General features: G+C 47.2%; 12 protein-coding genes and 1 tRNA gene. 3 read left to right on the top strand and 10 right to left on the bottom strand.

The window, feature by feature from the left end; all coding sequences use genetic code 11:
- Positions 1–19: 19 nt before the first annotated feature.
- The 8 genes from dnaK to DYD21_RS17015 form a co-directional block, all read right to left on the bottom strand.
- Positions 20–1,957 carry a molecular chaperone DnaK gene (gene dnaK / locus DYD21_RS16980; protein ID WP_116038196.1) on the bottom strand — a complete coding sequence of 646 codons (1,938 nt, stop codon included), beginning with the start codon at positions 1,955–1,957 and terminating at the stop codon, positions 20–22.
- Positions 1,958–2,000: 43 nt separating this feature from the next.
- A complete protein-coding gene (locus DYD21_RS16985) occupies positions 2,001–2,426 on the bottom strand; it encodes an Hsp20/alpha crystallin family protein (protein WP_147303628.1) in 426 nt (141 codons plus the stop codon).
- A gap of 155 nt (positions 2,427–2,581) precedes the next feature.
- Positions 2,582–3,868: a 3-phosphoshikimate 1-carboxyvinyltransferase gene (aroA, locus tag DYD21_RS16990; protein ID WP_116038198.1), complete on the bottom strand. Its 1,287-nt coding sequence runs from the start codon at positions 3,866–3,868 to the stop codon at positions 2,582–2,584.
- 6 nt (positions 3,869–3,874) lie between these two features.
- Complete coding sequence (locus DYD21_RS16995; protein WP_116038199.1) at positions 3,875–6,871, bottom strand: tetratricopeptide repeat protein; 2,997 nt, start codon at positions 6,869–6,871, stop codon at positions 3,875–3,877.
- A 95-nt stretch (positions 6,872–6,966) separates the two neighbouring features.
- A complete protein-coding gene (locus DYD21_RS17000) occupies positions 6,967–7,635 on the bottom strand; it encodes a CBS domain-containing protein (RefSeq protein WP_116038200.1) in 669 nt (222 codons plus the stop codon).
- 10 nt (positions 7,636–7,645) lie between these two features.
- Positions 7,646–8,929, bottom strand: a complete 1,284-nt coding sequence (hflX, locus tag DYD21_RS17005; protein WP_116038201.1) for a GTPase HflX — start codon at positions 8,927–8,929, stop codon at positions 7,646–7,648.
- 19 nt (positions 8,930–8,948) lie between these two features.
- A complete protein-coding gene (locus DYD21_RS17010) occupies positions 8,949–9,539 on the bottom strand; it encodes a hypothetical protein (protein WP_233505574.1) in 591 nt (196 codons plus the stop codon).
- Positions 9,536–11,644, bottom strand: coding sequence for a VWA domain-containing protein (locus tag DYD21_RS17015; protein ID WP_116038202.1), 2,109 nt, complete (start codon positions 11,642–11,644; stop codon positions 9,536–9,538). Before DYD21_RS17015 ends, DYD21_RS17010 begins: the two co-directional genes overlap by 4 nt.
- A 110-nt stretch (positions 11,645–11,754) precedes the next feature.
- Here DYD21_RS17015 and DYD21_RS17020 point away from each other — a divergent pair, with 110 nt between their 5' ends.
- Positions 11,755–14,421: a VCBS repeat-containing protein gene (locus DYD21_RS17020; RefSeq protein WP_158607341.1), complete on the top strand. Its 2,667-nt coding sequence runs from the start codon at positions 11,755–11,757 to the stop codon at positions 14,419–14,421.
- A gap of 17 nt (positions 14,422–14,438) precedes the next feature.
- Here DYD21_RS17020 and DYD21_RS17025 read toward each other — a convergent pair whose 3' ends face one another.
- Positions 14,439–14,906: a hypothetical protein gene (locus DYD21_RS17025; RefSeq protein WP_116038204.1), complete on the bottom strand. Its 468-nt coding sequence runs from the start codon at positions 14,904–14,906 to the stop codon at positions 14,439–14,441.
- Between the two features lie 642 nt (positions 14,907–15,548).
- Positions 15,549–15,622 (bottom strand) — tRNA-Ala (locus DYD21_RS17030).
- 144 nt (positions 15,623–15,766) lie between these two features.
- Between DYD21_RS17030 and DYD21_RS17035 the strand changes: the two genes are divergently transcribed.
- Both DYD21_RS17035 and DYD21_RS17040 read left to right on the top strand, forming a co-directional pair.
- Positions 15,767–16,741 (top strand): OmpA family protein, encoded by a 975-nt coding sequence (locus DYD21_RS17035; RefSeq protein ID WP_116038205.1) that lies wholly within the window; start codon positions 15,767–15,769, stop codon positions 16,739–16,741.
- Positions 16,742–17,176: 435 nt separating this feature from the next.
- On the top strand, positions 17,177–19,750 hold the full coding sequence (locus DYD21_RS17040; protein WP_116038206.1) for an Ig-like domain-containing protein: 2,574 nt from the start codon (positions 17,177–17,179) through the stop codon (positions 19,748–19,750).
- Positions 19,751–19,778: the final 28 nt, after the last annotated feature.

Raw genomic sequence — 19,778 nt, forward strand, 5'->3', positions numbered from 1 at the left:
GCTCCGAATCAGATCGGGTTTACTTTTTCTCATCTTCGTCATCGACGACCTCAAAATCGGCGTCAACGGCGTCATCTTCTTCTTCAGCTTCTGCATCAGCAGCTCCGCCTTCAGCTTGTGCACCTTCACCGGCTCCGCCTGCCTGTTGCTCATTCGCAGCGGCCTGGTAGATTTCCTGTGAAGCGGCTGCCCATGCCTGGTTCAGCTCTTCAATAGCAGGCTCAATCTCATCCACTTTCTCCTCTTTATGGAGGGTTTCGAGCTTGTCGAGAGCAGTCTGAATCTTGGTTTGATTCTCCTCGGATATCTTATCCTTGTTCTCTTCAAGCTGTTTCTTGGTTGAGAAAAGCAGGGTGTCTGCTTTATTGAGGGTTTCAATGCGCTCACGCACTTGTTTGTCCTCTTCGGCATGCTCTTCAGCGGCATTTTTCATCTTCTCGATTTCTGAGTCGCTGAGTCCGGAAGAGGATTCAATACGAATGCTCTGCTCTTTTCCGGTTCCTTTATCTTTTGCACTTACGTTCAGAACACCGTTGGCATCCAGATCGAACGTTACTTCAATCTGCGGTACGCCACGTGGTGCCGGCGGAATGCCGTCGAGGTGGAACCGGCCAAGTGTTCGGTTATCCTGAGCCTTGGCACGTTCGCCCTGCAGGATGTGAATTTCCACACTGCTCTGGCTGTCAGCAGCAGTTGAGAAGGTCTCTTTTTTGCTGGTTGGAATCGTGGTGTTCGATTCAATCAGCTTGGTCATTACGCCGCCAAGGGTTTCAATACCCAAAGTCAGCGGGGTAACATCAAGAAGAACTACATCGTCCACGTCTCCAGTAAGTACTCCACCCTGAATTGCGGCTCCAACGGCCACTACTTCATCCGGGTTTACACCTTTACTTGGATCTTTACCAAAGAACTCCTTCACAACTTCCTGGATCTTCGGAATACGTGTGGAACCACCCACAAGGATTACCTGGTCAACTTCACTTTTGCTCAGACCAGCATCTTTCAGTGATTTTTCACACGGTTTTATGGTTCGCTGAACGAGATCATCAACAAGCTGCTCAAATTTGGCTCTTGTGATATCGATGTTCAGGTGCTTCGGTCCCGCATCGGTTGCTGTGATAAATGGAAGGTTCACGTTAGTTTTTTGTGAACTTGAGAGTTCGATCTTGGCTTTCTCAGCGGCATCTTTCAGTCGCTGCATTGCCATTGGATCTTTTCTCAGGTCAATGCCTTCATCTCTGTTAAACTCTTCGGCAAGAAACTTGATCAGGCGCTGGTCAAAATCATCACCGCCAAGGTGGGTGTCACCACTGGTGGATTTCACTTCAAATACTCCGTCACCGAGTTCCAGGATCGATACGTCAAACGTACCTCCACCAAGGTCATAAACCACGATGGTTTGGTCTGTGTCTTTTTTATCAAGTCCGTACGCCAGAGATGCGGCGGTTGGTTCGTTAATAATTCGTTTGATCTCCAGCCCGGCAATTTTCCCGGCTTCCTGTGTCGCTTTCCGCTGCGCATCGTTAAAGTAGGCGGGAACCGTAACTACAGCTTCAGTTACTTTTTCACCCAGGTATTCTTCAGCGGTCTGCTTCATTTTCTGCAGAACCATCGCTGAAATTTCCTGTGGTGCGTAGAGACGGTCGTCAATTTTTACACGTGCCGTGCCGTCATCGCCCTTTACAACTTTATATGAAGCCTGGCTGCTCTCTTCAGTGATTTCGCTAAACATCCGGCCCATAAACCGTTTGATAGAAGAGATTGTTTTTTCGGGATTGGTAATTGCCTGGCGCTTTGCCGGTGCTCCTACAAGCCGTTCGCCGTCTTTTGAAAATGCAACGACAGATGGAGTTGTTCGTCCACCTTCTGCATTCTGAATAACAACCGGCTCGCTGCCCTCCATTACGGAGACGCATGAGTTGGTTGTTCCTAAATCGATACCTATAATCTTACCCATAATATTACCTGTCCTGTGTTCTTATTTTATTATTTAATGTTCTTTAGTTGATCGGAATGGAGTCGGCTTCAGATTCTCCGGTTCCTTTTTTCGATATTTTTACAGTGAGTACACCATCCTTAAAGGAAGCCTCGATGGAGGATGAGTCTGCATGATCGGGCATAGAGAAAGACCGGATAAATGATCCTTGTGCGCGTTCTTCTCTTTTCAGGGTTTCACCTTCTTCAAGATAAAGTTCACGAGTGCCCTCTATTTTCAGCACATGATCTTTCAGCGTTACTTTAATCTGCTTCTTGCTCATTCCGGGCAGATCTGCTGCGATAATATATTTGCTGTCACTTTCAATGATATCGCAGGCGGGTGAAAAATCCCGTTCAGCGTCTGATGGCGTCATTCGTTCCACAAACTGCTGGATCTCGCGACCAAGCGATGTCAGCTGATTTTCTATGTCGACTTTAAAGTTGCTCATAATTATTTCATTTCGTTCATACAGTCTTAGAGCAACCACAATGCCAATACGAAACAACCTCGCATCTCACTGACGTATTGACATAGATATAGAAGGGATAGATGGCCGTTGTCAGTTTGACGGAATGATCACCACATGTTCCGTCAGGCCGGTCGTCAGCCCGACACTTCTTTCAGGTCTTTCCAGAAGTTGGGATAGGATATCGCAGTGCAGTCAGCATCGAGGATTGAAGATTCCCCGCCAGCTTTTGATGAGAGAATTGCAGCTGCCATCGCCATTCTGTGATCGTGGTAGCTGTTAAACTCCGCATTTTGAGGTTTAAAATCCGGATCGCCTTCAATTTCGATTCCATCATCCCGCAGCGTAGTTTCCGCACCGGCATTGGTAAGGATTTCGTGCATGGCTGAGAGGCGGTCAGTCTCCTTGTGTCGCAGCTCTTCAGCACCCCGAATCGTCGAGCGGCCGTTTGCAAAACAGAAGGCAACCATCAGAATGGGAAGTTCATCAATGCAGTTAGGGATCAGTTTTGGATCGAGGTCGATTGGCTGAAGACTGGAATTCGAAATTTTCATATCAGCAACCGGTTCACTGCCCTGCATCCGTTCGTCTGTAAGTGTAATGTTAGCTCCCATCTGTTTGAGAACGTGTAAAATACCGGTCCGGCTTGGGTTGATACCAACGTTTTTAAGAATCAGTTCACTGCCGGACTGAATTGCGGCGCCAACCATCCAGAACGCGGCGGCGGAAAAATCTCCGGGCACCGTGTACGATTGTGCTGGGATTGTATCTGAGGAACTGCTGCGGATGATTTTTCCCTGTCCGTATGGTTCGGATGTAAGATTTAAAAGTCTTTCCGTGTGGTCGCGGCTCGGGGTTTGTTCGATTACTTCAGTCGGCTCATCACCAAACAGGCCTGCGAGGAGTACACAGGACTTCAGCTGAGCACTGGCGATCGGCAGCGTGTAGCGCATCGGCTTGATGCCAGAATGATCCTTCAGTGAAATCGGGGCGAACTCATCTTCTTGTGCAGAGATTGTAGCTCCCATCCGGCGAAGCGGTTCGATGATCCGTTTCATCGTACGGCCAGAGAGAGAATCGTCTCCTGTCAATTCTGCCGTAACTCCGGCACCGGCAAGTATACCGGTGAGAAGCCGCATTGTAGTACCCGAATTTCCGCAATCAAGCGGTGTTGCAGGATTTATAAAACCCTTTCGCCCGACACCTTGGATTGTTACTCGATTTTTTTCCCGTTCAATTTGAATGCCAAGCTGTTTCAGGCAGGAAAGAGTGCTGGCCGGGTCTGCAGCCTCGGAATAGTTTTCAATGATGCTCTTTTCATCCGATATGGCTGCAAAAAGTGCGGCACGGTGTGAAATAGATTTATCTGGTGGCAGTTGAATGGTTCCGTTGAATCCCGATGCAGGTCGTACGGTTTCTGTCATGAAGCCTTAGTTTCTATCTAAAAGTTGTTGTGCTTTTTCAGCACCCGATGTGCCGGGGTAAGTATCAACAATAGAGTTTAAAAGTGAAAGTGCATCTCCGCGTCGTCCTTCCCGGATATAAATTTCAGCAGTTTTATACTGAGCTTCTGAAACCCAGATGTCGTACGCCCCAAACAGTACGCGCACTCTTGAAAATTCTTCAAGGGCCTGTTCACGGTTTCCGGCTTCCATATGAGAGATACCCAGCAAATACTGAGATTCAGCACCGATTTCTGTTGAGTTGTTCTCTGCTACTAATGAGAAAAAGCGGCGGGCTTCTTCATTTCGGCCATCTTCGAGTAATACTTTACCCAAACCGGTTCTGGCGGCGTCATTATTCTCATTAATTGAAAGAACGCGTTCAAAATGTTGTCTTGCTGCACCGGTATCACCTTTCCCGAGGTTGGCCCGTCCCAAGCCAAGGTATGCTTCAAGCTGAAACCGGGAATCCTTCTCTGCAAGCTCCCTGAAAATTGATTCTGATTGATCATAACTTCCCTGATTGAGCAGAATCTGTCCCAACTCTGCGAGTGCAGGTGCCGCACGGTCTGAGTTGGGAAAATCTTCTGCAATCGTTCGGTATGCTTCAGCGGCATCGTTGGGCCGGTCCATCCGCAAGTAGGCATCTGCCAGGTTGAAGTAAGCTTCCGGCATCATCGATTCGTTATTGGTAATCCTGAGATATTGTCTGAACTCTGATACTGCTGCCTGGTAATCTCCCGATTGAAGGGTGTTTTCAGCCTGCCGAAAGCGGAGCCGGTCTGCGGTGGAAGAGGTAGGGTTTTCGTCCAGAAATTCTTCAAGAATATCGGTACTCTGATCATCCCGCCCGGCGGAGAGTTGCGCAAACTGGATGCCATTTACCGCTTCCAGAACATAGGTGCTGCCGGGATATCCTTCAAGAACCCGCCTGTACTCTTCAATAGCACGTTCGTAATCGCCTGCATTGTAGTAGGAATCACCAATGTTATACTGCGCCCTGGCGGCCCATTCCGTACCGGGGAATCGTTCGATAACTGTGTTGAACTCTTCCACGGCCTGGTCGTAATTACCGGTATTCAGATAAATGTAGGCCACATTATACTGTGCCTGTTCGCGGAGCCTGCTATAGGGGTAAATTCGAAGCATTCGCCGAAATTGAGTTACTGCATCAAAATTTCGGTTCATACGGTAGTAGCTGTTAGCCACCTGGAACATCGCGTAATCGCCACCCGGATCAGCCCCGATCGTTCGGTTGTAATACTCCAGTGCTTCCTGATATTTTCCCTGGGCATAAAATGCATCCCCGATACGAAGTTGGGTATCGGTATCATACGGGAAAAGTGCGATGGAAGGCGGATCGTAATTATCCAGAAAATCGATGAGTGGCCCGGTGGCATTCTCATAATCACCCATCTTAAAATAAGCCCACCCGAGGGCGTATTTTGCCGCACCGATCAGGGAATGACTCGGATTGTCGTTGATGAAACGGGCATATTGCGATGATGCAGGGCCGAAGTTTTCGTATTGAAAATGGGCGTCTGCGCTCCAGAATAGTGCTTCCCGGCCAAGATCACTGTTGGGCCATTCGTTGTAGACTGCTTCGAATTCGGGTTGTGCCTGCCGGTACGCCTGGTTGCTGTATCGAACCCACGCCATTTGAAAACGAGCCTGCCGAATCAGTGCTTCATCCAGATCTGTAAGCTGACTGGCCATCTCAAATGTTTCGAGTGCTCGTGTGTACTCTGAGTTGGCAAAATAGACTTCGCCCAAAAAAGTAAGAACCTCACCGGGGTTTTCGAGTTCATCTACGATCCGGGCCAGCGGGAGCAGTGCGTCGATCGCTTCGCCGTTAAACCCAATTTCAAAAGCGGTGACGGCCCATTCAAAATATGCCTCTTCAAAAAATACACCATCATCAAACCTGTTACCAAATTGCCTGAATGCATCCAGTGCATTTTGGTAACGTCCTGCAAGTTTGTTGTTTACGGCCTGGTAGTAAAGCCCTTTTCGAGCAACTTCATCAGACCCAACGGCAGCCCGGCCAAAGGAATCAGCGGCCCAGTGATAAATTTCCTGCTTGTGATATACCCAGCCAAGGCCGTAGTGCGCAATTCTTGCTTGATCTTCATCTTCCGCCCTGTTGATATACATGCGATAAAACCGCGTGGCGTTCTCAAAATCGTTTTGTGCGTTGTAGCTTTCGGCAATCAGGTAAACGGCTTTTGAACGGTTCTCATCATCGAGTAAAGGCAAGGCTCGTTCGAGAGCTTCAATCGCCTCAGCAAAACGGCGCTGCTGATAGTATGATTCCCCAAGAGCGGTGCCGATCCTGCGTGTCATTTGATCAAATGGGTGGCGCTCGCGAAGAAGCTCGAATGCATCAGCTGAGCGTTCGTAATCTTCATCTTCAAGATAAAGGCGTCCGCGGGCATAGAGAGCTTTGGGAGACCACTCGGATCTTCTGTGGTTATCAGAGAGTTCGAGGAACATTTCTCTTGCGAGGTCATTTTGGCCGTTCTCTGCAGCTGTTTCTGCAATATTATAGTAGAGTTCAGCTTTTCTGGAAGATGATTGGGGATAATTCAGAGCTTGTTGCATTCGCTGAATGGCCCTGTCGAGTTCACCACGTTCTTTATGCTGATCGGCTGCCTCTTTAAGAAGCACAGCTGTATATCGGCTGTGAGGGAATTCATTTGCAAAACGGTCGGTTTGCCTGTCTGTGAGGGTAGAATCTACTTTAATGGCTGAACGGGCATGGAAGTACGCGGCAAGTTCAGTCTCCTGAATATCTTCGGGCTGATTGAGCAGGATTTTTTCAAAATAAGCCGCGGCTTCAGGATACAGCCCTTTTTCAAACAGGTCAATTCCCTGTTGCAGAGAACTGCTTCCGGTACGGATCTCGTGCTGAGCGTGGGCGGTCAATGGGAGTAGAAACAGTAAAAACAGTATAAGCCGCGGAACAAAGGATACAGTACGGTTCATGAATTATTTATGTAGACCAGTTCTTGGGGTAGAGTCAATTTTGAATATACCAACTTGTTGGGTTTTGTTCCCGCTGAGACCGGTAAAATCTTGTGTTACAATTCCAGGTAGCGAAGAAGTTCATCTGCACGGGAACTCATGTCAACCTGAAGCAGGTCATCACGATTTTCAGTAGTGGTGATATATCCATGTCTTTGCAACGAAGAGACGACGGCAGAAGTATCCTGAAGATTGAGTTTGATAGAAACTCTGATATTTGCTTCAGATCCCGGCGTCTGCTCTACAGTAAGTCCAAGGATCTTAGCACTCTCAGATTCTATAATATTCACAAGCTTGGTAAGTGTATAATCAGCGCGTTCGATATCCACGGAAATTACAGAGCCCTGCGTTGAAATGTTGAGCATCTTTGAGAAAGCTTCAAGCAGATCTTTTTTCTCAACAATTCCAATGACCGATTCGGTGTGATCCACAACGGCAATGAAGCGGACTTCTTTTGATAACATCTGCCGGGCAACTTCAAAGAGGTGCTGATTTTCGTACGCAAAGATCGGCTCTTTGAGATCAAAATCAGACATTGGCTTAGACTCATCCGGCAGATCAGTGAGCATATCAAGAGTGACCTGGCCAATTACCTTGCGGGTTGTTGGTTCAATAACGGGAATGTTGGCGGTTTGCCAGGCTTCCATTTTAGCCAGTGCGGAGCTTGCTTTATCTGTTGAAACAAGCGGGGTAAAACTGTTGTTTAGTATCTGTTTGGCTAACATAGCTTATGGGTCAAATGACTGCCGTTTCCAGTTTAGAAAGCATCGCGTCGAACCGGTTTCTGTCAGCTTCCGTAATACTTCCTTTAATAGTAACGCTGTTTCCTTCAAAATGTTCACTATCAACAACGCCAACATCGTGTAAAAATGCAACTGCCTTATAATGGGCCATCGGAACTGTGTAAACGAACGGGTGATAATCCTCTTCAATCATCAGCTCAATTTGTCCCTGTAGCTTATCAAGGCCCATTGAGCGTTCTGCAGAAACAAAAATCGCACCTGGAAATCCTTTTTTTAGTTCCATCAGCCGGGAGGGTTCAACCTTATCGATCTTATTGAAAACCAGCACTTTCTTCACATCTTTGATATCCAGCTCTTCGAGTGTTGTGTTTACAACATCAATATAATCGTCGATCAAATTTGAGGATGCATCCACTACATGAAGCAGTAAATCAGCTTCGCGAACTTCATCGAGCGTGCTTTTAAAACTCTCAATCAGATTGTGAGGAAGTTTGCGGATAAACCCTACCGTATCAGAAAGCAAAATGTCGTGATTTTCGAGCTCCAAGCGACGAACTGTGGAGTCGAGCGTGGCAAATAACCGGTCTTCTGCAAGCACATTCGTGTCGGTAAGTGCATTCATCAGCGTTGATTTTCCGGCGTTGGTGTATCCCACAAGTGCCACTCTTGGATTCTCTGATCGCCCTTTTCGCTGCGTTGTTCGCTGGCGGTCGAGCTTTTCAAGTTTATCCTTCAGTGTAGAAATCCGTTCACCGATCAGTCGCCGGTCAGTCTCAATCTGTGTTTCACCGGGTCCCTTTGTTCCAATTCCACCTTTCTGTCGCGACAAGTGAGTCCAGAAGCGAGTCAGGCGCGGCAACAGGTATTGAAGCTGTGCAAGTTCAACCTGAGTTTTGGCAGCTGAAGTTTTTGCCCGCGATGCAAATATATCGAGAATGAGTCCGCTTCGATCGAGTACTTTTACGTTTGCTGTTTTTTCGATATTTCGAACCTGTGTGGCCGTCAGATCATCATCAAAAATAAGCAGGTCCGAGCCGGTTTCGCTCACTTTTGCTTTAAGCTGATTGAGTTTACCCTTACCGATATAGGTGGATGGATCGGGCTGAGGCCTGTTCTGCAGTACTTTCTCTTCCGTTGAGGCGCCAGCTGTATCAGCAAGCAGTTCAAGTTCATCGAGATACTCCCCCGCAAGCCATTTAGGCGTGTCGGGGCCGTAAATTCCAACAAGGATGGCCTTCTCTTTTGTAATGGAAGGTTTTCGAACGTCTTCTAACAAATGATTATGACTAAGTTATCTATTCTATTGTTTTGATATCGAATGGGATATCAGAAACCGGTGAAAGAAATTTGCCAACTTTCAGTGTTACAATCTTTTCAAACTTCGCCGCTTTCCTATCCGGGACAAAAAGTTCAAGTCTTGTAACACTTTTGTCGCTGTTGTTTCTTGTGTCACTGCCCTGATACATAAATAAGTAGTCAGAACCGCGTGACTTCGGTTTCTCTACATAGTCGCAAATTTGGTGCCAAGCTATCGTCTGAGAGGGGTCATTTATATTTTTTACGATGCCGTGGTCAGTAATATAGGTCTTAGAGGCCAAATGACTGGCAATCCACCAGCTTATCCCCATCCAGGCGTAACAGCCGAAAATCGTGTAGTACTGCTCTACCTGGAAAACTGCCGAAATGGCAATGACAATTCCGGATGAGATTACAAAAAGTGTGGAAAAAAGCGGGTATCCCCAAAGTTTTCCGGAATTCCAGCTTAATCGCACATTTCGGAGCCGGATGGCGTTGCCTATGGAATAGAGCGCAAGAAAAGTTGCTGCCAGCGTAAAGAGTGCCAGCAGGAGGACAAAAAAGCTATGAATTTCGTTAATTATGCTCATGCAATTGATTCGGCTTTATAATGTCTTGATACCATCGATTCCATTAATAATAAAAAGATTGCAGCAATAATAAACCAGTGCCAAATTTCTCTTCCCAGCGATGCTGTCTCAAGTTCGGCCATCAGTAATTCCCGGTCTCCGCTTATATTCTGAACACTAAAGTTTGCAAAAGATGTTGCTAACAACTCCTCAAGTTCTGTTACATCTAACGAAATTAAAGATGATTCCATTGCATCCTGATTAATACCAAACACGATTTCTTCATCACCATGTCTGATATTCAGCCAGCCCGGCGTCCATTCTCTGCCATCATAGGTAACCGACAGGCCTGAAAAGGTTTGCCGGGTTTCCGGGATGATCGATTCATCGCCGAGCATAAGTTCTACCGATCCTGGTGAAGCTCCCGGCAGGGTGAGATCAAACGATTGCCCGAGAGTATGCGTGTTGAGCTGAGCACCTTCCCCGCGTGCAAGATAGTCAACCGTTCTGTAGAAAAGCGGGGCAAAGAGCGGCTTGATCGGGAAGTTGGACCAGCCGGGATCACTGCCAATTGCAGAGTAGATCAGCGTGCCGTTCCCAACCGTGGTTTCGTTCAGAATAACATTTCCGGTTCGTGACGTAAGTATTGGAGTGGATGCACCACCATCAACCGCATTAATTCGATAATAATAAAAAAGTTCCGGCAGGTTTACCCGCAGATCTTCGCCCTCTTCCATGTCGAACATCGCTTCCAGAATCGGGTGGCCTTCACGGGGTGGCGCAAGGCGGTCGAAGCTCTGGAATGAGCCGTAACTTCCGGCAAGATTGCTGTATCGCCCGGCATTGCTGATGCCGAGCAGTCGGTTGTAGCTTTCAATCCGTCCGTCAGATGCAGGAAGCAGGAGTAGTCCGGCGCCTGACTGCACATTTTCGATGATGCTTTGTGACAGAAAATCGGGGATCGACCGTACGCCATCCAGTACAATCGCATCCATTCCTTCTATTTGATCCGGTGATACATTGCCAACCGGCTCGAAACGAAATTGAAGCCGGTCGCTTTGATCGGCAACAGCTTCCAGAAGAGGTCGGAGATAAGAGCGAAATTCCCCCGACTGGTTCTCTTCACCTTGTATCACAAGTACCTGCCTCTGTTCCGGCATTTGAATGGCCGCATAATATCGGTTATCAAATGTGAGTTCGTCGCCTTCAATCAGCAGTTCTGCTTTTAAAAACCGCTGATCTGATTCAGGTACCTCAAACCGAAAATCCCGGCTGCCGCCCGCATCAATAGAGTAGGCCTGCTGCACGATCAGTTCATCTTCGAGATAGAAATTTAAAAACTGGCTTCCGGTCGGTTCTGTTCCGTAATTTTGAACAGTTGCGGTCAGATGAATTTCTCCATCAGAAGATTCTACACCGGCAGTTTGAATTCCGGAATTCGATGGTTCCGCCTCACCGAGTCGAATAAATTTAAGCTGGAGATCATTGTGCAGATCATCACCAGTAAGGTTTTCAAAGTCAGCAAGTGAGCTTTCGCTGCCGTCAGTGATAACGTATAAAATTTTGTTAGGTTCGGGTGCGTTTAAAATCTGTCCGGCAATGGCCCTGAGATTTTCAACGAAATGATTTCCGGCATTGACGGTTTCAATCTCCCCGAGTTCTCTGGCCGCGGCAGTTTTATTGAGAGGGGGGAGGTTGAGCGATGCGCCGTGTGATACGTTCAGGATAAACTGGTTGTCGCTGTCCTGCAGGGAAATAATTTCTTCTGCAAGATCTTTAGCCTGTTCGATATACGGACCATGACGGTCAATTTGCTCCATGCCCGGGCTGTTGTCAATCATGATCCCGATCACGGCAGGTTCACCATCTGCCATACCTCCAAAACCGGAGGGTAAAAATGGTTTTGCAAGCGCTATGGCAAGTGCGGCTACTGCAAGAATTCGCAGGGCAAGGAGAAGCAGACGCTTTAATTTGATTTTCTTTAAGGACGTACTCTTAAGAGAATCAAAAAAGGCAAGCGTAGAAAAGCGTACCCGTTTTGGTTTGCGGATATTTAACAAGTAGATTAACAGAGGTATCCCAATAGATACCAGGGCTATTAAAAATAGCGGATTCAGAAAACTCATTATCAGAAAAGTTTTTTACCTTGTTGTATTGAAAACAACAGGAACAAATGGCCTGATTTTTCAATAAGCTATGCTATTAACCCATTCTTAACAAACATATTATTCTGACTTTGCAAGTTCTACAAAAGCTGCGATTGCTGGTTCTTTTCTTATTTTTAGGTCTGATGGGTTCATTTTGGGGCTGCTCCGGCGGTTCAGCCGGCCATTGGTCGGAATTTGTGCCCGACAGCGCTCTTTTCCTGATTGTTCCCGAAGAAAACAGCACAATACGGGATATTCTCGAGGCTCCATACATTCCCATGTTTGATGATATCACGCCATCGGCCATTCAGATCACGGGTAATGTGGGTGAGGCCGCGGCCGGTGAGGCTATTACCGAAGCGGTGATTTTGTACCCGGATACATCGAACGACTGGCAGCCGATCTGGGTGATCCGTCCGGTGCAGGGATTGATGAGCTATATGAAGGAGAATCATCAGCGAGAGTTTGCACAGAATAATTACAGCTTCGGAAATTTTACCGTTGAAAAGTTTTTTATCTCCGATCGCGAAATTTTTGCTGTAGATGTTGGCAACTATATTCTTTTTTCTGAGTCGAGCCTGGGAATTGAGAACTCTCTTCGAACACTCCGGGGGAGCAACCCCGCTATGGAACTGTCTGAAGAGCAAACACAGCATGGACGGTTCATTGTGAACACCCCTTCACTTGACCGCTGGATGATGCAGCTGGCGCAGATAACACATATTCCCGATCTCCGGAATCGTTTTGATGGAGGAAAACCGATCGCTTTTTCATTGGATAACCGTGAAGAAGAGTGGCAGTGGAAACTATCCGGCAAGCTGAATCTGGATGAATCTCCATCAGCCCTGCTGCGGGCCGTTCGGTCGGCGCCGGGAGAGTTCACTCTTGATCGATACATCTCTACAAATGCAGCCACGTTTTCAATTTTTCAACTCGAGCCGCGGTCGGTTCCCCCAAATGGAGATGCAGAACACGAATTTGAGCTGGATCAGTATCTTGATGAAAATCCCGATATCTGGCAGGATATTGCGGCTGCTCTTAATCCTGAGGCTGCTTTCGTAACCTTTGCGGAATCCGGTGCAGAAAGCACAAGCGAATATATGTTTATACGCCATCTTTCAAGTGCCTCTAACCTTCGCTCTCTGCTCGCGAATCTCACAAGTTTTGATGATGTGAACCGGGATGGGAACACATTTATGATACAGAGTCGGTCTCTCGGCAAACTGATCGGTTCTGAACTCAACCCGATGGTTAGTTTTCACCTGACGATCGTGGATGATGCCGCAGTTATGGCACAGCGCCGCGGACTTGCCGAAGGGGTTTCCGGTGACGTGAGCCGGCGGGGAGTGATGTACTATAATGATGATTACATGATGATTCGGGATGATCATCCCGCTGATCTTAGTTCATTGACGTATGTGAATGCTCAGCAATTTGGAACGTATGTTCAACCCTGGCTCTATCCGCAAAACTATTTAGACGCACTGGTCTCTAATTTAGATCTTTTTGTGATGACCACGCGGGCATCCGACGATGGCAGATCTGCTGATGTCGATATCACATCCTATCAGCGGGAAGTAACGGATGATCCGTATCGTGAACGGTGGGTTTTCCCGGTGTCTTCCGGTGAAATAACCGGAACGCCCGTAATGGCGGATATTACCTCAAGTTCCAGAGATGAAGTGATCTTTTCAACAGACGCCGGTTATGTTTACGTTCTCGCCACAGACGGTACGGAAGTTTTAGAGCTCGAAACCGGGGGGGAGCAGCCGATCGGTGCCCCTGTTGTTTATGATTGGTACGGAAATAATCAGAACGTAATACTCCAGGCAGCGGGCAACAGCATATACGCATGGAATATGAACGGCACTATTCTTCCAAATTTTCCTATCACACTGAATGAAACGATTACCACACCGCTGACGATTGAGGATGTTACCCGGAATGGAATTGCTGAAATTGTTGTGGGCACGGCTGACAGAAATCTGCATATTCTTAATTCGAGAGGGCGTCCGGTTTCCGGCTGGCCGCAAAGTGTGAATACCGTTATTACAACAAAACCACTGCTGGCCACGCTTGACGGGGAGCGTTCGATATTTGCAATTTCAGAAAATGCGCTGCATGGATGGAGCCTGAACGGGCAGATCCGAAACGGATATCCCGTGTTCCTGGATACACCTCTGCACGGTTCGCCGGCTGTGTACGAAGATCACCTTCTTGGAGCGGGGAGAAACGGGAGCCTCTATTCGATAGGATCGGCGCCGCTGTTCAGTGATACGCTATCCACATTTATTAGTGAAGATTCTCTGTATATCCAGCAGTTACAGATTTCGTCGGATGGGTTGAATTCCACGCCCTCTGTTCGGGATGTTCTTTTACGTGATGACGAGGGATTTTACCGAAATGACCTGATAGCAGTTCAGAGCAGAAACGGTTCACTATTTTTATATAATCCCGATGGGGAACTTAAGTTTACCCGGTCACTTGGTCAGCCTGCTTCCGGTGATACCGCACCTATGATTATTGATGTTAACCGGGATCAGCGAATGGATCTTGTAGGACTGGCTGATTTTGGGCGTCTCTATGCATGGAATATTATTACAGAACAGCGCCTGTATGATCTGCCGACTACCGGAATGCGCTATCCGCTGATTGCGGATCTTTACCGGGATGGGAATAACGAAATCATAGCGTTTACCCGTGATGGATTACGATGCTGGACCATCCTCCGGACTTCAACAAGCCAGGGTGGGTAACGTTCTTTGATCCGGTTTCAAATATCCTCCAATAAATCCAGATTATCGGGTGTTTTCCGGAAATTTTCGGAGTAAACGGAAAGTTTCTGATTCGTTTGATCTAAAAGATAACTCAGATCAGCCGCCCGGTAACAGATTTGTATCACAAGCTTTTCAATATCCTCGTCAGTTTTGAGCCCTTCATGAACCGCATGTTGAATGGAGTGCCTGACACCCCTACGAAAAGACTCAGCCGGATTTGGTGCATTGACGATCTCTTTGGCTTTGCCATATTCTCTGCGGTAGAATTCGGCTAATTTTGTATCGGTATCCATAGCGTCTGCCAATTTCTCAAGAGGCCAGTTTTCTTGTTCTGATTTTTCAAGAATATCAATATGTGAGGGCATAATTTTTAAAAATCTTTCGGCCCTAACCTCAAGCTTATCAGCGTATTTATTAAAACTATACCTGAAGGTCTCTGCAGCGAGTAGAAATTTTCGGTTCATATCACCACCGTTGGTTTATTAAGGTTTAGAACTCAATAAAAGCAAAATCAGAGATCAGGTACAAGTGAATTGGTCAGGTGGATCGTTGATCACGTATACCGTAAGGAATGGATGAGGTAAAGGATACAGCATTGCTATAGAACGTGCAGTGCATTGCAATACGATTGGTTCGAGAAACGCAATGCGATGGTCATCAAGGCAGAACCGCGAAGCATGCCTTCGCAAGATCAACGCTCAGATCAATAATCATCACAGACTATCAGAAAGGTCTCAAAATCTATCAAACCAAAAAAATCCCCGTCAAGGCCTTATGTCCTTGCGGGGAAATAGATTAAGTGGAGCTACGGGGATTCGAACCGCGAAGCATGCCTTCGCAAGATCAACGCTCAGATCAATACTCTTCACAGACTATCAGAAAGGTCTCAAAATCTATCAAACCAAAAAAAATCCCCGTCAAGGCCTTATATCCTTGCGGGGAAATAGATTAAGTGGAGCTACGGGGATTCGAACCGCGAAGCATGCCTTCGCAAGATCAACGCTCAGATCAATACTCATCACAGACTATCAGAAAGGTCTCAAAATCTATCAAGCCAAAAAAAATCCCCGTCAAGGCCTTATGTCCATGCGGGGAAATAGATTAAGTGGAGCTACGGGGATTCGAACCCCGGACCTTCGCGCTGCCAGCGCGACGCTCTAGCCAGCTGAGCTATAGCCCCAATTTCGTCACGCCCAAATATAGGGGGATTTCTAAATACTTCCCAAAAAAAGCTTTTGTTTGAGTCGCATTCTTGTGTATTTTTGTTTTTATTCAATAAATTAAGTGTTTCATATAATATACTAACCGTACAGAGGAATCCTTTATGCTACAATCACCAAAATACATCTTAACCGCTCTGTTGATTTCAGGGCTTACATTATACGGATGTGGCACAAGCGGGCCAGGACCCGAGCCAGATCCGGTAACCTTAGAATGGCTCATGTCTCTTTCCGATGAAGAGCTCATGGAGCGGGATACAGATGGAGACGGTCTTAGCGATTACGACGAAATTTACGTGCACGGCACAGATCCCCTGAATCCTGATACAGATGGAGACGGACTCAGTGACTACGACGAAATTAACGTACACGGCACCGATCCCCTTAATCCCGATACCGATGGCGACGGACTCTCAGATGGCGATGAAGTAAATGTGTACGGTACAGATCCGCTGGACCCAGATACGGACGGTGACGGACTCACTGACGGTGAAGAAGTGAATGAGTACTACACAGATCCATTGAATCCTGATACTGATGGTGACGGACTTACAGACGGTGAAGAAGTTCATGAATACGGCACCGATCCTCTGAATCCAGATACCGATGGCGATGGGTTTACTGACGGACAGGAGATTGAAATGGGTACAGATCCTCTCGATCCTAATGATCCTCCGTATATCGAAGAGCTTGCAACGATCAACTTTGGTTTCGACCGTTCAGACATTACAGATGCAGCTGCACAGCGACTTGCAGATAACGTAGAAAGATTGCTTGAAACACCTGCTTTCAGAGTTCGTGTAGATGCTTACACTGATCACGTTGGTGGCGACCAGTACAACCTGCGACTGAGTCTGCGACGAGCAAATGCTGTTGTCGATTTCTACCAGGACAATGGCGTGAGCGAAGACAGAATTGACAGCCGCGGACTGGGTAAAGCCCCAACACCGTGTGCCGAAGCTGAGCGTGACGCAGATACTCCGGGTTGTGAAAGAAACAGACGAGCAGAAACACATCCGCTCAACCCATATCAGTTTACGCCACAGAATCACCAGGCAGTTGATCCAATCGAATACTAAATCGGTTGTTTCCTAAACTGAACGATTTTAAAAGGCGAGCCTTAATGGCTCGCCTTTTTTTTGTCCAGTCATTTTTTCGTATACGATTATGCAGGGTTGGTACCGTACAGACTTTGGGTGAAAACAAATACCCAAATACATATTAAAAAATTGTTTCTGCATATTTATCAGTAGCAATCTTCTTTTCAAATCTTCCGGCGGGGCTGCCGACTATACACTCTTTTCTGAAAACCACCCATCTTGTACGATCCGGTCCTTATCAATCATTTAAGAATGAATTAGAATTGTGCTGAGGCTCTCAAACACCGAGTAGTCTGTTTCGAGCAATATTTACTACTATGTTTTAAAAAGAAGGAGCCTATCTGTTAATGCAATCTCAATATTCGGCCGATAAACAAACCTCAACTTTCTTGTAATGAGGGTGCCAACATCTTAATGAGACGCGCAGATAATTTTTTTAAGAAAGCAGTAACCAACTACAAAAATCAATCGGCAGCCGCTTTTTGTAGTTTAATTCTTGTCCTATTCAGCCAGCCTGTTGAAGCACAGGAGATTTACCCATTCTCTACCGATAAAACCCATATCACCGTTTGGAATGGTGATGACCATGTGCCGCTGTTCATCAAAGGAGTGAACCTTGGGGTGGCTCTGCCCGGAACTTTCCCGGGCCAGCTTGCCGCAACGCGCGAAGATTATGACCGCTGGCTTCAGCTAATTCGTGATGCGGGATTCAACACCATCCGGCTCTACACCCTTCATTTCCCGCGCTTCTACGAAGCTCTCTCAGAATTTAACCGAAAAAACCCGAACCATCCGCTCTACTATTTCCAGGGTGTGTGGCTTGAGGAGACCATACCCGGCTATGATGATGATCTCTACTCGCTTACCCAGCTTTTTGATCAGGAGATTGAGGACAATGTAAACAGCGTTCACGGAAATGCTGTGATTCCGGAGCGACAGGGAAAGGCTTACGGAACCTACACCGTTGACACATCTGAGTGGATGATCGGATACATTATCGGGCGCGAAGTTCATCCGCCCGAAATTCTTCATACCGACCAGACCCACCCTGAAATAACCTCATTTCATGGATCTTATTTTTCCATTGAAGATGCCGGAGCCTCAGAATCGTGGATTACGGAAAGACTCGATAATCTCGTCTCGTTTGAAGAGATCAATTACGGCACGCAGCGCCCCGTTAGTTTTTCGAGCTGGCCGTCACTCGATCCGCTTGAACATCCCGGCGAAGTAAACGAATATGAAGTGAGCGCATCGGTGGATCTGTCTAAGGTTGATTTCAGTGGCGCCAAAGCTGGATTTTTCATCAGCTACCACGCCTATCCATACTATCCGGATTATATCAGCCGCGACCCTAAATACACTCCATTTTCTGATCACTTGGGCCAGAACAGCTATCTCGGATACCTGACCTTTCTCAAGGAACACTATAAGTCCACTCCGCTAATTATTGCAGAGTTCGGCGCACCCTCCAGCTGGGGAATCGCCCATTACGCGCATAACGGAATTCATCACGGCGGGCATGACGAAAAATCGCAGGGGGAACACAGCATCCGGATGCTGCAAAATATCGACATGGCAAGTGGCGGCGGGGGGCTGCAGTTTTCCTGGATTGATGAGTGGTTTAAACGTACCTGGATTACCGATCCCGTCGATTTCAACCCAGACAGGCGAATCATTTGGCACAATGTAACCGCGGCAGAACAGAACTACGGACTGCTTGGTTACAAAAAGGCAGATGCTGGAATGCGGGTTTGGGAAGAGTTTTGCAGCGATTGTCCCGTAACCGGAATTGAAGCCGGCTCCGACTTTGCCTACCTGAAATTAACGCTGAACACCCGACAGCATCTGTCCGTGTTGGATACGCTATGGGTAGGATTAGACATGTATGATGCCGGGCTCGGTGAATCCATTCTGCCCTCGGGGCACTCTGTACAAAACAGGGCTGAATTTGCCCTGATGATTACCAATTATAAAGCTGAACTCTACGTTACAGAAGCGTACGATCTGTTTGGAATGTGGCACAATCAGTCGGCTCCCGAACAACAATACAGATCAATTGCTACCGATGGAGCTCCCTGGAAAATTGTGCGATGGAAAAACAACCAGTTCGAAAATGAGGTTCAGTACATAGGCAGTATGCAGGTGAACAGGCTCGATCTGCCAAAAAGCAGTTTGGATGCAGTACGGCTTTATGATGATAAAATTGAGATTCGGCTGCCGTGGACTCTCTTGAACGTGATTGATCCCAGCCGTGCAGAAGTGATACACGATGATCGCAACACACCCCAAACCGAAACCAGGATATCGGACGGACTGAGCGTTGCAATTGCGTACAACGATTTTTTTGCAGAGACATCAGAACGGCATATGTGGCAAAACTGGAATCACGCTCTTGAGGCAGAAGAGTATATAAAAGAGAGTTACGTCGTGATGAAGGAGCGGCTGCCCTCTCTTCCCGGAAATCCTGTTGCGGTTGCAGATCGTTATGTAGTCAGCACAGGGGCGGATAGTCATATTCCTGCAGAGCAGGGGGTGCTAAGCAACGACCTTTCTCTTGACGGAAGCCCGATGGCTGCCTCCATTGTAACCACACCCGCATTTGGTTTAATAGATCTGAAACCGGACGGAAGCTTTGTTTACAGCCCGGATGAAGGGCGCTCAGGTGAGGATAGCTTCACCTACCGAGTCAGAGCAGGTTACAATCAGTCGGAACCCGTAACGGTTATGCTTGATATCAGCGGAACCCCCACCGGTTCAGGTTTCGTAAGGCTCTACCCAAACCCAACGCAAGGGCGTTTTACCATCAGCTCAACAGCAACCGTTGACCGTGTGGAAATTTATTCTATTACAGGGCAGCTCCTCCATCGTACCGATGTAAATAACAGGGCCGCGGAATTCTCACTCAGCGGATATCCAAGCGGAGTCTATTTTGCGAGAATCTACTCCGGAAGTGAAGTTCTGAATAAAAAATTTATGCTGATTCGATGAGTTGCATTTTTGGCAGTTCCATACCGGC

The organism is Rhodohalobacter sp. SW132 (assembly GCF_003390325.1).
Taxonomy (GTDB): Bacteria; Bacteroidota; Rhodothermia; order Balneolales; family Balneolaceae; genus SW132.

What these genes read in the sequence shown, in the direction of transcription:
- aroA (WP_116038198.1), bottom strand. Translation starts at nt 3,868, where the DNA reads ATGACAGAAACCGTACGACCTGCATCGGGATTCAACGGAACCATTCAA.
- DYD21_RS17040 (WP_116038206.1), top strand. Translation starts at nt 17,177, where the DNA reads ATGAGACGCGCAGATAATTTTTTTAAGAAAGCAGTAACCAACTACAAA.
- DYD21_RS16995 (WP_116038199.1), bottom strand. Translation starts at nt 6,871, where the DNA reads ATGAACCGTACTGTATCCTTTGTTCCGCGGCTTATACTGTTTTTACTG.
- DYD21_RS16985 (WP_147303628.1), bottom strand. Translation starts at nt 2,426, where the DNA reads ATGAGCAACTTTAAAGTCGACATAGAAAATCAGCTGACATCGCTTGGT.
- DYD21_RS17015 (WP_116038202.1), bottom strand. Translation starts at nt 11,644, where the DNA reads ATGAGTTTTCTGAATCCGCTATTTTTAATAGCCCTGGTATCTATTGGG.
- DYD21_RS17000 (WP_116038200.1), bottom strand. Translation starts at nt 7,635, where the DNA reads ATGTTAGCCAAACAGATACTAAACAACAGTTTTACCCCGCTTGTTTCA.
- DYD21_RS17010 (WP_233505574.1), bottom strand. Translation starts at nt 9,539, where the DNA reads ATGAGCATAATTAACGAAATTCATAGCTTTTTTGTCCTCCTGCTGGCA.
- DYD21_RS17035 (WP_116038205.1), top strand. Translation starts at nt 15,767, where the DNA reads ATGCTACAATCACCAAAATACATCTTAACCGCTCTGTTGATTTCAGGG.
- dnaK (WP_116038196.1), bottom strand. Translation starts at nt 1,957, where the DNA reads ATGGGTAAGATTATAGGTATCGATTTAGGAACAACCAACTCATGCGTC.
- DYD21_RS17025 (WP_116038204.1), bottom strand. Translation starts at nt 14,906, where the DNA reads ATGAACCGAAAATTTCTACTCGCTGCAGAGACCTTCAGGTATAGTTTT.